This is a genomic window from Arcanobacterium canis (assembly GCF_029625435.1).
Taxonomy (GTDB): Bacteria; Actinomycetota; Actinomycetes; order Actinomycetales; family Actinomycetaceae; genus Arcanobacterium; species Arcanobacterium canis.
In genome coordinates this window covers 294,151-309,742 of the sequence record NZ_CP121208.1, presented here as the reverse complement: position 1 = coordinate 309,742, position 15,592 = coordinate 294,151, and the positions used below count along the sequence as shown (strand labels likewise).

General features: G+C 56.3%; 10 protein-coding genes and 1 pseudogene. 2 read left to right on the top strand and 9 right to left on the bottom strand.

Features of this window, described 5'->3' with window-relative positions; translation table 11 throughout:
• Positions 1–4 precede the first annotated feature (4 nt).
• The 3 genes from P7079_RS01320 to metG form a co-directional block, all read right to left on the bottom strand.
• Positions 5–1,333 (bottom strand): resuscitation-promoting factor, encoded by a 1,329-nt coding sequence (locus P7079_RS01320; protein ID WP_278013044.1) that lies wholly within the window; start codon positions 1,331–1,333, stop codon positions 5–7.
• A gap of 117 nt (positions 1,334–1,450) precedes the next feature.
• The gene (locus P7079_RS01315; protein WP_278013043.1) at positions 1,451–2,413 is read right to left on the bottom strand and encodes a TatD family hydrolase; all 963 of its coding nucleotides are present in this window, start codon (positions 2,411–2,413) and stop codon (positions 1,451–1,453) included.
• A 3-nt stretch (positions 2,414–2,416) separates the two neighbouring features.
• Complete coding sequence (gene metG, locus P7079_RS01310; RefSeq protein WP_278013042.1) at positions 2,417–4,228, bottom strand: methionine--tRNA ligase; 1,812 nt, start codon at positions 4,226–4,228, stop codon at positions 2,417–2,419.
• A gap of 172 nt (positions 4,229–4,400) precedes the next feature.
• Between metG and P7079_RS08455 the strand changes: the two are divergent.
• Positions 4,401–4,982 (top strand): annotated as a pseudogene (locus P7079_RS08455) (isochorismatase family protein); the annotation flags it as partial.
• A 490-nt stretch (positions 4,983–5,472) separates the two neighbouring features.
• Here P7079_RS08455 and rsmI read toward each other — a convergent pair.
• Positions 5,473–6,288 (bottom strand): 16S rRNA (cytidine(1402)-2'-O)-methyltransferase, encoded by an 816-nt coding sequence (rsmI, locus tag P7079_RS01300; RefSeq protein ID WP_278013040.1) that lies wholly within the window; start codon positions 6,286–6,288, stop codon positions 5,473–5,475.
• 36 nt (positions 6,289–6,324) lie between these two features.
• Complete coding sequence (locus P7079_RS01295) at positions 6,325–6,669, bottom strand: metallopeptidase family protein (protein ID WP_278013039.1); 345 nt, start codon at positions 6,667–6,669, stop codon at positions 6,325–6,327.
• 100 nt (positions 6,670–6,769) lie between these two features.
• Between P7079_RS01295 and P7079_RS01290 the strand changes: the two genes are divergently transcribed.
• Positions 6,770–8,656, top strand: a complete 1,887-nt coding sequence (locus tag P7079_RS01290) for a dolichyl-phosphate-mannose--protein mannosyltransferase (protein ID WP_278013038.1) — start codon at positions 6,770–6,772, stop codon at positions 8,654–8,656.
• A gap of 38 nt (positions 8,657–8,694) precedes the next feature.
• On the opposite strand, the gene P7079_RS01285 is transcribed toward P7079_RS01290, so the two are convergent.
• The 4 genes from P7079_RS01285 to P7079_RS01270 form a co-directional block, all read right to left on the bottom strand.
• A complete protein-coding gene (locus tag P7079_RS01285; RefSeq protein WP_278013037.1) occupies positions 8,695–11,349 on the bottom strand; it encodes an ABC transporter ATP-binding protein/permease in 2,655 nt (884 codons plus the stop codon).
• A 2-nt stretch (positions 11,350–11,351) separates the two neighbouring features.
• Entirely contained in the window at positions 11,352–12,455 is a 1,104-nt protein-coding gene (locus P7079_RS01280; RefSeq protein ID WP_278013036.1) for an ABC transporter permease, read from the bottom strand.
• A gap of 69 nt (positions 12,456–12,524) precedes the next feature.
• A complete protein-coding gene (locus P7079_RS01275) occupies positions 12,525–14,138 on the bottom strand; it encodes an ABC transporter substrate-binding protein (RefSeq protein ID WP_278013035.1) in 1,614 nt (537 codons plus the stop codon).
• A gap of 234 nt (positions 14,139–14,372) precedes the next feature.
• The gene (locus P7079_RS01270) at positions 14,373–15,410 is read right to left on the bottom strand and encodes a class I SAM-dependent methyltransferase (protein ID WP_278013034.1); all 1,038 of its coding nucleotides are present in this window, start codon (positions 15,408–15,410) and stop codon (positions 14,373–14,375) included.
• Positions 15,411–15,592: the final 182 nt, after the last annotated feature.

The following is a 15,592-nucleotide window of genomic DNA, read 5'->3' as shown; positions in this document are numbered from 1 at the left end:
GCGATCAGTACCAGCCTGTCGCACGCGAATGGGCCACAGCACCAGCCGGGCTTCCATAGCGGGCCTTAATGTAGCCCAATCCCCACTTGATCTGGGTGGCAGGGTTCGTTCGCCAGTCAGCACCTGCCGAGGCCATCTTCGAACCCGGCAGCGCCTGCGGAATCCCGTAGGCCCCCGACGACGGATTTGCGACGTCATAACGCCAGTTCGACTCACGCTGCCACAAGTAATCGAGGTAGGCGAACTGCTCTGGCCCCCAGCCATAGGACGCCAGCATCGACTGTGCAATTGCACGCGCACTACCTGGGCTTGCCGGTGGGCCTGCGACGATACCAGCGCTCTTCGCTTCTTTCGCGGCGATCTCTTCCTTATTACCCGTGCCAACAAGCACGACTTCATCGATCCGCTTCTGCGTGGAGGAAGTGAAAAGGATATCTTCACCAACCTTTTCACCGTCACGGAATGTCACGCGGTACGTGCGGCTACCCTGACCATCCTTGCCCTCAGTTTCGGTTTTTGTTTCGCCTTTGGGAAGGTCAGCGGTTTCCTTGCGGGTGGTGGTGAACTTTTCATTGTAAGGACGAGATTCGGTACGCACATCCACCTTCACGACGGTGATCGTCGCACCGTCCTTCACTGCGGTTCCCAAACCAACAGAGACCTCGTCGTCGGCATCGACACCAAGCTTGGCTGCCGCTAGCGCCTCACCGTACGTTTGCCCTGCACGTGCGCGGACCGCGACGTCTTTTCCTCCAATACGTGCCGTGAACGACACATCAGCTGAGGCATCCGAGACAGACGTTGACGTGGCACGAACGAGGACAGCACGGCTCCCCTTGGCAGCAGCTTGCGCCTGAAAATGAGAGTCAGTGTTCGACAAGACAAAGGACGACACCGTCGCTACCGAGGCGAGGACAATCCCCGCCGCAGTCGCACGCCGCCACAGAACGAAGCGGCGAGCCGGGGCAACGTCGCTCATCTCCGATTCGGCAGCTTCGGCACTCTGGGCATCGGTGACGGCGGGAATCTCTTCAGTATCTGGCGACGCGGAACCATCGAGTTCGCTCGCCGCACTCTCATCAGCATCATCGGCTGGAATCACACCAGCTGGCTCATCCACGCACGCAGGTGACTGAGACTGACCGGCCTGGGCAGCCTGTTCAGCTTGATTGTTCTGTGGCATCAGCAATTCACCAGCAAGAGCTTCTGCTTCTCGTGCGTGACACTCTGCCTGTCGCTCTGCGGCACGGCGTGCTCGACGCGTTCCAGGACGAATCGGCTCTTCGAGGGCATGATCGCCAAACAGAGCTTCAACCGAGTTTTCAGTAGCCAATGTGTACTCCAGTAACTGTTCGTTATTTACTAGTTACCGATTGTAATCAAAACGTGATCTTTCGCAAGGGATTTGCGGCGGCTCCCACTTATTGGTTGCAAAAACAGCACATTTCGTTCAAATTCCATACACGCGCGATGTATTGGCATCCAACTGTGTACACCATTCTTCTTCACTCACTGAGCGGTACTGAGCCAGAGCACGAGCAGTGTAAACACTGCCCCATATCGCATTCGGATGTCCTCGGAACGGAACCGGGGTCAGATACGGAGCATCTGTTTCGACCAAGATCAATTCCGCTGGCAGCACTGCAAGCGCCTCACGCAAGAAGTCATTAGCGGGGTACGTCACCGTGCCAGCAAACGATGCATACCAGCCGTTTTCTGCCAAAATCTGCGCCAGCTCCGCGTCGCCGGAAAAACAGTGGAAAACAGTTCCTTCAGGAGCTCCGTCAGCCAGAAGAATTTCGACAACGTCGGCATGAGCGTCACGATCGTGGATTTGCATCGGCTTGCCGAGCTCTTTTGCGAGCGCAATGTGCTCACGGAACGAACGCTTCTGCGCTTCCTTACCCGCCTCGCCAGTACGAAAGTAGTCCAAGCCAGTCTCACCAATCGCCACCACGTCATCTGCTGTTGCCAACTGGGCAACCTGCTCGATGGCATCGTGAAGGGAGTACTGCTCGTGATGAAGTTGTGGATCGGGTTCAAGACCATCTGGAGCGATCTCGCGTACACCGGCGTGCATCGCCGCTTCGTTCGGGTGAATTGCCAATGCTGCAAAAATATTTGGAACTGACTGAGCCAGCTCATACGTGGGCGTGAGCGCCGGAACTTCACATCCAGACGTGATTGCTGCACGCACCCCGACGCTCTCCATCACAGCAAGCTGGTTCCCCAGAGTCGGCGGGTAACGCCACCCCTCGGGATCCTCACTGATTTGTTGATCAGCAGGATCAAAGCTTATCCCAGGGCCAGAGATCTCAATGTGGGTGTGGTTGTCAACGATTGCATGAGCAAGCGCCGGCGGAACATCCGGAAGGAGGCTTCGCCGGCGCTTCTTTGAGGCCGAATTGCCCAAATTTTACTCCTCGACTAAACCCAGTCGTGCGAGCTCTTCGCCCACAACCGACTCATCGAGCTTCTGGAATGCCGGGATCGGCTTGGAGATCGGAGTGCCGGGAACCACATCACGAGGCTCCCATGCACGAACGTTCGTATAATCACCGGTGATGATCGGGAACGGGTGACCGTTGTCGATGTCTTCAGTCTCAACCAGCTGCGGCATCGGCGCAATCGTTCCATCGCCACCGAGGATAGCGTCAATCACGTTCGAGGAATGCGGCAAGAAGACACTCATCATCGTGTTCAGATCAGACACCGCCTGAATCAAGGTATTCAAAACGGTTGCCAAACGTGGCTGCTCTTCAGGGGCCTTGAGCTTGAACGGCTCAGTGCGTGCCACATAAGCGTTCGCCTCGCCCACAAGGCGCATGATTTCGGCGAGCGCCGCGCGCTGCTGATGCGAACCGATGAGGTCTCCAACGGTCTCAAAGCCCTCACGGATGTGCTTGAGAAGTTCGTTATCGATATCCTCGCGGGTGCCAGCAGCAGGAATTTCACCGAATTTCTTCGCGATCATCGCACCCGTGCGGTTGACGAGATTACCCCAGCCAGCCACAAGCTCGGAATTATTGCGACGGACAAACTCGCTCCAGGTGAAATCGGAATCGGACGTTTCCGGCCCAGCAATCGAAATGAAGTAACGCAAGGCATCGGCCTGATAACGCGAGAGAAGATCACGCACGTAAATGACAACATTCTTTGACGATGAGAACTTCTTGCCCTCCATCGTCAGGAACTCCGAAGCCACAACTTGAGTGGGCAGATTCAAACGGCCGAACGCTCCCGGCTCTCCCCCCTCACAGCCCTCGCCGTTATATGCAAGCAGCTCCGCTGGCCAAATCTGGGAGTGGAAGACGATGTTGTCTTTGCCCATGAAGTAGTAGGACAGCGCTTCCGGGTTAGTCCACCACTCGCGCCAGTCGTCTGCAGTCCCCTTACCTGCCTTAGCACGGCGGCGTGCCCATTCAATCGAGGCAGACAAGTAGCCGACGACGGCATCGAACCACACGTACAGACGTTTGTTCGGCTTATCTTCCCAACCAGGAACCGGAATTCCCCAAGAAATATCTCGGCTCATCGCACGCGGACGCACGTCTTCAAGGAGGTGCTTCGAGAAGGAGATAACATTTGGACGCCACGTGCCGTCTTCTTCCACTGCGTCCAGCCATTCGCCGAGCGCCCCAGCGAGCTTGGGCAGGTCGAGGAAGTAGTGTTCAGTGGTCTTGAACTGCGGGGGCAGGCCCGACACTTTCGAGACCGGGTTGATCAGATCCTGAGGATCAAGCTGATTGCCACAGGTATCGCACTGATCGCCGCGAGCGCCAGCAGCACCACAAATGGGGCATGTGCCCTCAATGTAGCGATCAGGAAGAGTGTTGCCCGTTTGCGGGTCAATTGCGACAGGGGTCTTGTGAACCACCATGTATCCGTTATCGCGGCAGCCACGGAACAAATCTTGAACCACCTGCTCGTGATTAACAGTGGTGGTTCGGGTGAATAGATCGTACGAAAGACCAAGGTTTACAAGGTCTTCAACGATGATGCGGTTGTTCTTGTCAGCGAGCTCTTGGGGGCTCACACCTTCTTTATCAGCTGCGACGAGAATTGGCGTGCCGTGCTCATCAGTGCCCGACACCATCAGGACATCGTGACCACGCATTCGCATGTAGCGTGAAAAAACATCCGAAGGAACACCAAAACCTGCCACGTGTCCGATGTGACGCGGGCCGTTGGCATAGGGCCATGCAACTGCAGAAAGGATTTTTGACATATCTCAAGTTTAGAACCCGGGCGCGCATCGCGCGAGTTCCTGCGAAAACCAGCTCACAACCGTCGCGCTATTGGCGTAATACTGTCAACAATACGCACGAAAGTTTAGACTGTCAGTAGGTAGGTAAGTCAGGCGCCGACGCCGCTTCAGACAACACGAAGGCAGGTATATTGTGGAAAATCCGACCCGCGCACTCCTCATTGTTGACGTTCAACCAACGTTCACCGAAGGTGGAGCGCTCGCCGTCGAAGGCGGTGACGCCGTGGCTGAACGTATTGCAGATTTCGTGACCGAATACGCCGACGAATATGAATTGATTGTCACCACCCAAGATTGGCACATTGATCCGGGTGAGCATTTTTCATCAACTCCTGATTTTGTTGATACCTGGCCTCCCCACGGAATCGCCGGAAGTGCTGAAGCCGAGCTTCACGAAGCCATCGCATCACTCCCCATTGACGCCTCGGTCAAGAAAGGCGAATACGATGCGGTGTATTCAGGTTTCGAAGGTAACGATAAAGAAGGCCGCTCACTTGAGCAGATTTTGCGTGCAGCCGATATTCAGGCTGTCGATGTCGTTGGCATCGCTGAGTCTCACTGCGTGAAGGAAACCGCTCTCGACGCCTTGCGCTTGGGGTGGCCCACACGAGTCTTCTCCGATCTCACGGTTCCTGTCAGTGCTGAGCTTGGCGTATCGGCACGCGAAATCATGGATGAAGCGGGCGTTGAGCAGATTCCCTCTGGAGAAGCATTCGGATTCTACGAAGAGGACGAATCAGAACTTCCCTGGTCAGATGAATACATGGACGACGGCTTTGGTGACTCTCACACAAAAGCCGCCGACGAAAGCCCCTTTGTCGGTGGCCGACTCGACGTCCCCTTCAGTCGTGACGAGTATGATGCCGACGCCGATGACCTCAATAACGACGGTATCCCCGACGATCTTGAAGGAGACGAATGGGGTGCAGCAGATTTCGACCGCTCCGAGCTGCGCGGACGCGCAATTGGCCGCGACGCATTTGAGGAGGACGGCTACGACGAAGAAGACGGAACGGAGCTTACCTCGGACGGTGAAGACGAAGAGCTGTCAAATATCGCACTCGAAACCGACGCCGAAGATTTGAGCGGATACGACCTGGACAACTTCGATTTAGATGACCTGGGGATCGATGAGGATATCGATTTCTCCGACGAAGCCGACGACTCCGACTTCGATTTCTCCGATCTTCGCTGATCGCTAGCGATCACTTTCTGTCCAGTGCCGCCTCGTAGAGTTCCTTTTTTCGGAGCCCTTCGCGGGCGGCCACATGGCCGGCTGCATCTTTCATTCGCAGGCCAAGGCGAGTGAGTTCCACAACTTCATCCACTGCAGCGTTGGAAAACGCTGCAGCAGGAGCACCCTCAATCACAAGTGCAATTTCGCCCAGGATCTCTCTCTTGGCCCACTTGTTGAGTTCTCCCAAAGTGCCTCGGACGACTTCTTCATGGATCTTCGTCAGCTCGCGGCACACCACAGCTCGGCGATCGTCACCAAACACCTCCGCAGCGGCAGCAAGGGAGGCCGCAAGTCGGCGCGGTGATTCAAAAAACACCATCGTTCGTTCCTCATCCGCAAGCGCCTCAAGCACCTGAACAAGTTGAGTAGCCTTTCGAGGTAAAAATCCCTCGAATGTAAAACGATCTGAAGCCAAACCAGAGATCGCCAAAGCCGTCAGTACGGCTGACGGGCCAGGAACAACGGTGACGGGGACGCCGGCGTCGGCCGCCTGAGATACCAGACGATACCCAGGGTCGGACACCGACGGCATCCCCGCATCAGATACCATGACGATACGCGCACCCGCCTTCGCCTGCGCAATAAGACCGGGTGCTTTCTCCGCCTCGTTGTGATCGTGGTAGGCGATCACGGGCGCCGAAATTTCTATCCCAAGCCGCGACGCAAGAGCACGCAGTCGGCGTGTGTCCTCGGCAGCGATCAACGAGGCACCTTCAAGTTCGCGACGCAAGCGCACCGACGCATCGCCGTCATTTCCCAGGGGTGTTGCGGCAAGAACAATCATGGATCAGATTCTACGCGTCAACTCCACTCTGAGGCGTTATGCCCAGCCAAGTTCACCGAGTTCGTCATCCTCAATGCCGAAGTAGTGCGCAACCTCGTGAAATACTGTGATCCTGACTTCTGCCGCAACCTCTTCTTTACTGGCGCACATGCGCAAGGTCGGTCCGCGGAAAATAATGATTCTGTTCGGTTCAGCGAAATCAAAATCGCCGTCAGTTTGTGCGAAACCGTCATAGACACCGAGCAGGTCAGGATCGTCGCCATCAGGTTCGTCCTCGATGAGGAAGACGACATTGGTGAGCCGTTCGATGAATGCCTGGGGAATTTCATCTAGCGCATCAGCAACGAGTTCTTCGAATTCTTCTTCGCTCATTTCGACCATGGCGCTAGTCTACCGACGGTTTTGTCACGACGCCGGTGGCTGGGCAGGGATATGGCAATGCACAGAAAAAATGCCACACACTCCCGCTAGTATGTGGTCTGTGACCACAAAAGAGAACTCCACGGTACAAACGCTCACGCTTGGGACTGACGATGCATGGCGTTTTGAAAATTTCCTGCGGGCCAAGCTTGGGCTTGACCCTCTTGGCACAGTGCTGACCGCCCAAGTACGCCTTTATGGTTGGATCACGACGGCGGTGATCACGCTGATTGCAGCGGTAGTTCGTTTCGTTCGCCTCGATTTCCCGAACGAGATCATTTTTGACGAAACCTATTACGTCAAAGGTGGGTACTCGATGCTCCATTGGGGCTACGAGCGTGCATGGTCCGATGCGAAAGATGTCAATGAGCGCTTCATTTCCGCTGTTCAAAGTGGCTCTCCACTCGGTGATCTTGTCACCAACACTCCTGACCGCTGGGTGCATCCGCCATTTGGCAAGTGGCTGATTGGCGAAGGCATGAGAATCGCCGGAGACACAACCGGATACGGATGGCGTTTCACGACGGCGATATGCGGCGTAATCGTTGCCGCCTTGCTCGTGCGAATCACCTTGCGACTGTTCCGTTCTCTGCCTCTGGCGGCAATCGCTGGAATTTTTGTGGCACTAGATGGGCTCGCGATTACGATGTCGCGGGCAGGCTTGCTCGACAACATGATTTCGCTGTTTGTGTTGATCGCATTCTGGGCGATTCTGCGCGATCGTGAGTGGTCACGTGCGCGGCTCGCACATCGCGTCGCACATGGAACTTTGCAGGTACATGCCGCAATAGACGCCGATCCTCGCCCCATACCTTCAGAACAACACCCGGCAACGAACAGCAAGTCTCTTGCTGATATGATGCTTTCTCGCGTCGGAATGCATCATATTCACGAAGACGAACCTCCCCTCGCTACACCCTCTATTCCTGAGGAATCTCCCACCCCTGATTTTGAAACTCTCAGTCCCCACGACCCGTGGGGCCCGTCCTTATTCTTCCGCCCGTGGATACTGCTCGCAGCACTTTTCCTTGGCTTATCGACGTCGGTGAAATGGTCTGGCCTGTATGTGATTGCGGTATTCGGCCTAGTGATTTTCGCGTGGGGAATCACTGCGCGGAAGGCTGTTGGAGCGCGTCTGTGGTTTGGAGCTGGGACGTTCCGTGAGGGCATTCCTGCCTTCGTCCAACTCGTTCCTCCTGCAATCGTGACGTACATCGTTGCTTTCACACCGTGGTTTATCAATCCCCATGGCTGGGATCGTCAGTGGGCTACCGATCAGATCGCCGCGAATGCCACCCTCCCACCAGACGAACAAATCGCCATGCCGTTGAGCTGGGCCCCCGACGTCGTTAATTCATGGTTGCACTGGCATCTTGAGTCGTATGCATTCCACACCAGTCTTGCCACACCTCACGACTATCAGTCGCAGGCATGGCAATGGCTGTTTCAGTGGAGGCCAGTGAGTTTCTACTGGAAGGGAACAGAGGTCATGCCCAAGGGATCGTGTTGGTCAGATGAATGCGTCAGCGCGATCACCTCAATCGGAAATCCACTGATGTGGTGGGCTGCCCTGGCAGCTCTGTTCGTCGTGATCGCGATGGCGGTGATCCGTAGAGATTGGCGCGCATGGGCGATTCTCGCAGGCTACCTGGCGCTTTGGGCGCCGTGGCTCAATTACACTGATCGCACAATCTTCCAGTTCTACGCTGTGGCTTTCGTTCCATTCGTTGTGTTGGCACTGGTGTATGGACTGGCATGGATGACCGATATGTTGCCTTCGTCGGAGCGTGTCACAACCGGGTTCCCTAACCGTGCATCGAAAATCTTTAGTGGAATTTTCGTTGCAGTGATCGTCATCGCCTCAATCTTCTGGTTGCCGCTGTGGCTCGGAACTCCGATTCCTCAGTGGTTCTGGCAAGCACACATGTGGTTGCCATCCTGGATCTAGGAGACGACGAGTGCGCCTCACACACCCACATGCCCTTGTTAGCGTGATGAGCGGCTCTGCGTGCGCATTTGCCGTCGTTTGGCTTGTTCAACAGGGTCAGGCACCGGCAAGGATGCGATGAGCTTGCGCGTGTAGGGGTGACGTGGATCGTGCAGTATCTGTGCGCTCGATCCGCTTTCCACCATCTGCCCTCGGCGCAGAACACCAATGCGGTCAGCAACCATATCCACCACAGCGAGGTCATGTGTAATAAACACACACGCAAAGCCGTATTCGCGTTGCAACTGCGTGAAAAGTTCAAGAACCGTTGCCTGGACAGACACATCAAGAGCAGATGTCGGCTCGTCGGCAATCACCAGTTGCGGTTCGAGTGCGAGGGCGCGAGCAAAGGACACACGCTGACGTTGACCACCAGAAAGTTCATGCGGGAAGCGCGTGGCAAACGACGAAGGTAAACGGACAGCTTCAAGAAGTTCGTTGACCCGACGGTGACGCTCCGCTTCGCTCATGTCTGCTCGATGCACTGCCATTGGTTCACCGATGGCGTCCCCAATGGTCAGTTGCGGATTGAGAGAGAGGGACGGATCTTGGAAAACAAAACCAATATCTTTGCGCAGTGGACGCAAGTCGCGTTCCTTCACCCCACGCATCTGCGTACCAAAAACGCGCAACGATCCACCTGTGACCTCTTCGAGACCTGCGATGGCGCGTCCAATGGTGGATTTTCCTGACCCAGATTCGCCCACCAAACCGAACACTTCTGATGGTGCAATCGAAAAATCGACTCCCCGCACAGCCTGAAAAGCTGGCGCTCCGAGTCTGCCAGGATAAGTCACCTCAAGCCCCTGGGCAGCGACAATCGCCTGCTGCTCACCGTGATCACAAGACGCAGGCAGAACATTCGCCTGGGTAACAGGTTGGCCCAAACGCGGCACAGCGGCGAGGAGATCGCGAGTATAGGGCTGTTCGGGGTGCGCGAAAAGTTCACCAGCACTGGCACGCTCGATGATCTCGCCGTTCCTCATCACCGCCACAGAGTCAGCCAGATCAGCAACCACGCCCATGTTGTGCGTGATGAGGAGGATCGAAGTGTTGTAGCGGTCGCGAATGTCACGAAGAAGATCGAGGATTTCGCCTTGAACCGTCACGTCGAGAGCTGTCGTTGGTTCATCGGCAATAATAAGCTTGGCACCCATCGCCAATGCCATCGCGATCATAATGCGTTGTTTCTGTCCGCCCGAAAATTCGTGAGGATAGGAGAAAATCGCCTGTTCGGCGTCGTCGATTCCCACTGTTTCAAGGGCACGAATGGCACTCTTTTTGATCTCTTTGCGCGAGATTGTGCGGTTATGTGCGCGCAGTCCCTCCCCCATCTGCCACCAGATCGGGAAGACCGGGTTCAGTGACACCGAGGGTTCTTGGAACACCATTGCTGCTTTTCCTCCGCGCAACTGGCGCAGCTTTTCCCCGCGTAATCCCACCACGTTGTCACCGTCGATGACGATTGTGCCTGAGGCCACAGCCCCTGACGGTAAGAGGGACAGAATGGCACGCGAGGTCACTGATTTTCCAGAACCGGACTCTCCCACAAGAGCAAGGATCTCCCCTGGAGCGATAGAGAGTGACACGTTGCGAGCTGCCTGCACATCACCGTCGTCGGTAGGGAACGTCACCGAGAGGTCAGTGACGTTCAGACGCGATTCATCCACCGACGTCGAGGCAACACCGTCAGCGCGTGCGGCCGGCGCACGCGCCGCCCGCCGGGTGCGCAGACGCGGGTCAGCGAGGTCGTTGAGAGATTCACCCACCAGCGTGATCCCCAAAACCGCCAACACAATTGCGACACCGGGAAAAAGAGAAGTCCACCAGATGCCAGAAGTGACATCAGCCAGTGAGCGGTTGAGGTCATACCCCCATTCGGCAGCGGCTGTGGGCTCAATTCCAAAACCGATGAAGCCCAAACCCGCAAGAGTCAAAATCGCTTCGGAGCAGTTGAGCGTGACAATCAGGGGCAGAGTGCGAGTGGCGTTGCGCAAAACGTGTCGGAACATGATCGTGGGCGCAGAAACGCCGAGCACTTTGGCGCTTTGAACGAAGGGTTCTGATTTCAATCGCACCGCTTCGGCGCGAATCACCCGGAAATACTGTGGAATAAAGACCACTGCGATCGAACCGGCAGCGGCCACGGTTCCACCGATTGCACTAGACTGACCACCAGAAATGACGATCGATAAGGCAATCGCCAGGAGCAACGAGGGGAACGCATACACAGCGTCAGCGATGACCACAGCCACGCGGTCGAACCATCCCCCCAGGTAGCCCGAGACCAGTCCCAGCACAACACCAATGACGCATGAGGCAGCCACCGCGAGAACGATCACACCCAGTGCAGTTTGAGAACCCCAAATCACACGGGAGAACACATCGAAACCCGACACAGTGGTTCCCAGCCAGTTACGAGCCGACGGAGGGCGCAGCGAACCAAATGCACCGTGCCCGTCGCCTTGTTGCGCAAGTGAGTAGGGTGCGATCACTGGCGCAAGGATCGCCACAAGGCACATCAGAGCGGTCACAATCAGACCAGATACCAACATTCCACGTTGGATACCGTATGATCGGCGAACACTTCTCACCAACGGCAGACGATCTACCCATGAGCCATGCGCACGGGTGAGAGATTCAGTTGCAGCCATTTTCAGTACCTCACTCTCGGATCGATAAGGGCGGCAATAATATCGACAATGAAGTTCATCAACGCAACGATCACTGCCACGAGCATGACGATGCCTTGAACCGCCACATAATCGCGCGACGCCATGTATTCGGCAAGCTTAAAGCCAAGGCCTTTCCACTCGAACGTCGTTTCGGTCAGCACAGCCCCGCCCAGCGACGTCGCGATTTGCATTCCCATCACGGTGATCACGGGGATCAGCGCAGGCCGTAGTCCGTGAGCTGTGACAAGACGGGCCTCGCTCACTCCGCGCGAGCGCGCAGATTCGATGTATGGCTGTTCAAGAGTTCCGATGAGGTTCGTGCGGATCAGGCGCAAAAACACGCCGGCCATGAGCAAGCCAAGAGCAATCGCCGGAAGTATCGCATGTATCAGGACATCACCAGCAAGAGCGGTGTCACCTAGACGCAATGCGTCGAGCAAATACAGCCCCGTGGGGTTCTGGATCGAAGCCATCGTCAGCTCGCCAGCATTCGATGCGCGCCCCGACGCCGGAAGCCAACCACCGTGGACGGAAAAGATCAACTTGAGCATGAGCCCCACAAAAAACACTGGCGTCGCATATGACAGAATGGCAAAAATTCGCAGCACAGCATCCGGCCAACGGTCACGGAAACGGGCGGCGATCATTCCCAATGGCACGCCAATCACAAGTGCCACAACGATTGCATAGGCAACAAGCTCAAAGGTGGCCATCCCGTATGTGGACAGAATTTCGGTGACCGGCCTGTTATCCGTAAACGTCGTCCCGAAATCACCAGTAAAGACACCCGCAAGGTAGTCACCGTATTGAACGATCAGGGGACGATCATAGCCAGCGGCGTGGACACGCTCGGCGAGTTGGTCAGCGGGTAGCCGTCCGCCAAGCGCTGCGGTGATGGGATCACCTGTGGATCGCATCAGGAAAAACACCACTGTCAGCAGGATGAAGATCGTGGGGAAAATCAGCAAAAAACGCAACAATACGTAGGTCCAGAACGAACCGCCAGATTTTTTCTCACGGCGTCTGCTGTGTGTCACTGTGTCTGCGGCGCCGCTTGCGACGTCGGTAGTCTCAACCTCACTCACCACGACAACTCCCCTCTGTGTGTGAGCCGACGCCGATGCGCGAGACACGCACCGACGTCGGCACTGTTGTTACTTCGATACTGGCGCGTAGTAGAGCTTGTAGCCCGTGCCAAGCTCAAAACCGGTGACGTTCTTCTTCATCACCACAACCTGTTGCCCCTGCAGCAGGGGCAATGTGGGCAGGTCTGCAGTGACTGCATGTTGAATCTGATCAATAATCGCCGCGCGCTTGATCGGATCCGCCTCAGTTCGCTGTGCATCAACCTTCTTGATCACTTCGGCATTCGCATAGTGATTGTTGACGTACGTGTCTGCTGAGAAGAATGGCGCGAGGTAGTTATCCGGGTCAACGTAGTCGGGGAACCACCCGAGCTGGTAGACCGGGTAGGCGTCAGCGAGGCGCTCCTTGGAATACTGAAGCCATTCAGTGGAGGCGAGGTTGATGGTGAACAAGCCTGACTTTTCTAGCTGAGTCTTGATCGCCGCATATTCATCTCCCGAATTCTTTCCGTAATGATCGGGGTTGTATTCAAGAGCGATGGTGACGGGCGTCTTCACGCCGGCGTCGGCAAGGCGCTTGGCCGCGCGCTTGACGTCGGGTTGTCCTGTGCCCGAGCCATAGGATGCCTTGAGGGTATCTTTCGAACCATCGAAGCCCTTGGGAAGGTAGGAGAAGAGCGGAGTGTAGGTGCCCTTGTACACGTCGCGAGCGAGGGCGTCTCGATCAACGAGATCTGCCATCGCAGCGCGGACAGCCTTAGCCTTGGCCGGGTCAGCTTCAGGGGTTTTCGCGCCGAAAGGCATGGTGTCCATATTGAAGGTGATGTAGCGCATTTCGCCGCCAGCACCCTTTTCCACCTTGAGTTTGTCGTTCTTCGACAGTGCCTCAACATCTGTGGCAGCGAGCTGACGGTAGGCGACGTCGAGAGTGCCATTATCGAGGTCCAGACGCAGGTTCGACGCATCGGCGTAGATGCGCATCACAACGCCGTCGTTCTTCACCGGTTCGAGGTTCCCTGCGTAGGCTTTGTTCGGAACAAAATTAATCAACGATCCTGGCTGGTAGCTGGCGATTTCATACTGGCCGCCGAATGGGCGGGCTTTGATGATCTCGCTATCGGAGAGGATTTTATCCTTGGGGAAAACTTCTTCGTCCACGATCAGCGCCGCCACGGTAGTCAGAACCTGTGGGAAGGTCTGATCCGGGGTCTTGAGCACGAACACCACTGTGTTTGGATCAGGAGTTTTGACTTCCTTCAATGACGTCAGCATCGACGAAGGGCCATGTGGATCAGCGATTGCGAGCTGGCGATCAAAGGAGAATTTCACGTCCGACGATGTCAGTTTGTGTCCATTTGCGAAGGTCAGGCCGTCTTTGAGTTTTACCGTGTACTCAGTTGGCGAAGTGAATTTTGCCATGTCTCCCAGTAGCGGCTTCGGTGCATTGGAGGTGGCCCCTGCAACGATCCCCACAAGATAGGGGTAAATCTGGTTTTCGACGTTCGCTGAACCGTTATCCCACGAACCTGCGGGATCCAAGCTTGAGACTTTGTCCGTCGTCCCGAGCTGGATTGTGGTGGCGCTTGCGGCTCCTGCACTGGAGGTTGAGGGGGCCGACGTCGTCGCGCACGCTGCGAGCACGGTCAGAGTGGCAATGGCAAGCGAAGCGAGTTTGAGTTTCATGATTTCCTTATGTTCTTCGCAAGGCGGTCTGACCGAGGTTTCATTTCTGGAAACAAAAACGAGGCCGTGACCAGCCTCGTTGATTATCGGTTAACTTTTGTGCGCAACAAGACTGTACGTGTTAGGAACACGCACAGCAGCAGGAGGTCACAAAAATTCTCACGCGTTGATGCTAGTGGGCAAGAGGCGATGAGTACAAGATGAAACGAAAAATTCGCCATCAGCGCACACGCTTTAACAGGCACACAGTACTGTGAATCGGCGATCCCGATCACACTGAGTCACGTTGGCAAAGCGTCGCTCGACAAGCGGACGATAACGAAGATGCGAGTTATACACGAGGTAGAGTTCTCCGCCTGGCGCAAGAAGCCGCCGGGCAGAATCGAGCAGGTGCTCGACGAGGTGCGTATCAATCGCTGCACCATCGTGGAATGGCGGGTTGAGAAGAACCACGTCTGCGCTCCCGGATTGACACTGCCCGCCAGCGTCATCCCAGGTCACCTGCGCACGCCCGTCGGCAATATGATCTGCCAGAGTCAATGAGGCAGAGGCAACGGCGTCGGCATCCACATCGGTCGCGATGAGCGTCACTGCCTCGCTCCCCGCGGCATCGAGAATGCGACGGGAAACCGAACCGTTTCCGCAGCCAAGATCGATCATTCGGCCACTGGGGATCCGCTGGGACAAAAAGGCGCGAGCGAGGAGGCGCCCACCGGCGTCGTCAGAGGCGCCACCAAACACCCCACCCACCGCACGCAAGCGTCCACTTGGCCCGCCAGTGGATGGCGGGAGCGGCGAGAGGCCCGAAATTGGCGAACTCGCAATCAGACAACGAAATTTTCCTCGCCCTCGTGAGGCGCGAACTTCATGATAGGAGCGAGCGAGTTCATCATTCATTGAACGGCTCATGTGCTTGGTATTCGCACCAAGCACAAGCGTTTCGACGCCGGCGAGGGCAAGTTGGCGGGCCAGATGACGGATACCCGCAAGAGATTTGGGCAGGTGCCCGACGCACAGGACATTCGCCATATCTGTCAGCTCACTGCCCACCAGCGCACTGCCCACCAGCGCACGATGACCAGCCGCGAGCGCGCGGGTATATTCGCAGTAGTCATTCGCCGCGACGACGGCAGGGCCACGCATATGCGCCCAGGCGCTGAGTGCGCCGGACGGGTCGGCGCTGACCACTCGCACAGGCGCATCCGGGCACAGCTCATCAGCGACGTCAGCAATCAGGCGATCAAGCGTAGTGGCGTCGGCCATCGAATCCATATGCCCTCCCTGGGAGTTTTCACATTATCCGTGCGTCCTAGTATCTCTCACCCGCGGGTGTCCATCGTGATTCATCCTGGCTTTTGGAAGGCCCAACACACTCCGAGATACGCCTCCTCTCATGCTCGTTCACCACGCAACACCGACAAAATCCCATAATATGGACACGATTTGTCCGTTAT

Coding starts and splice junctions, on each gene's coding strand:
- P7079_RS01270 (WP_278013034.1), bottom strand. CDS start 15,410: ATGGATTCGATGGCCGACGCCACTACGCTTGATCGCCTGATTGCTGAC.
- P7079_RS01295 (WP_278013039.1), bottom strand. CDS start 6,669: ATGGTCGAAATGAGCGAAGAAGAATTCGAAGAACTCGTTGCTGATGCG.
- metG (WP_278013042.1), bottom strand. CDS start 4,228: ATGTCAAAAATCCTTTCTGCAGTTGCATGGCCCTATGCCAACGGCCCG.
- P7079_RS01285 (WP_278013037.1), bottom strand. CDS start 11,349: ATGGCTGCAACTGAATCTCTCACCCGTGCGCATGGCTCATGGGTAGAT.
- P7079_RS01275 (WP_278013035.1), bottom strand. CDS start 14,138: ATGAAACTCAAACTCGCTTCGCTTGCCATTGCCACTCTGACCGTGCTC.
- rsmI (WP_278013040.1), bottom strand. CDS start 6,288: ATGATTGTTCTTGCCGCAACACCCCTGGGAAATGACGGCGATGCGTCG.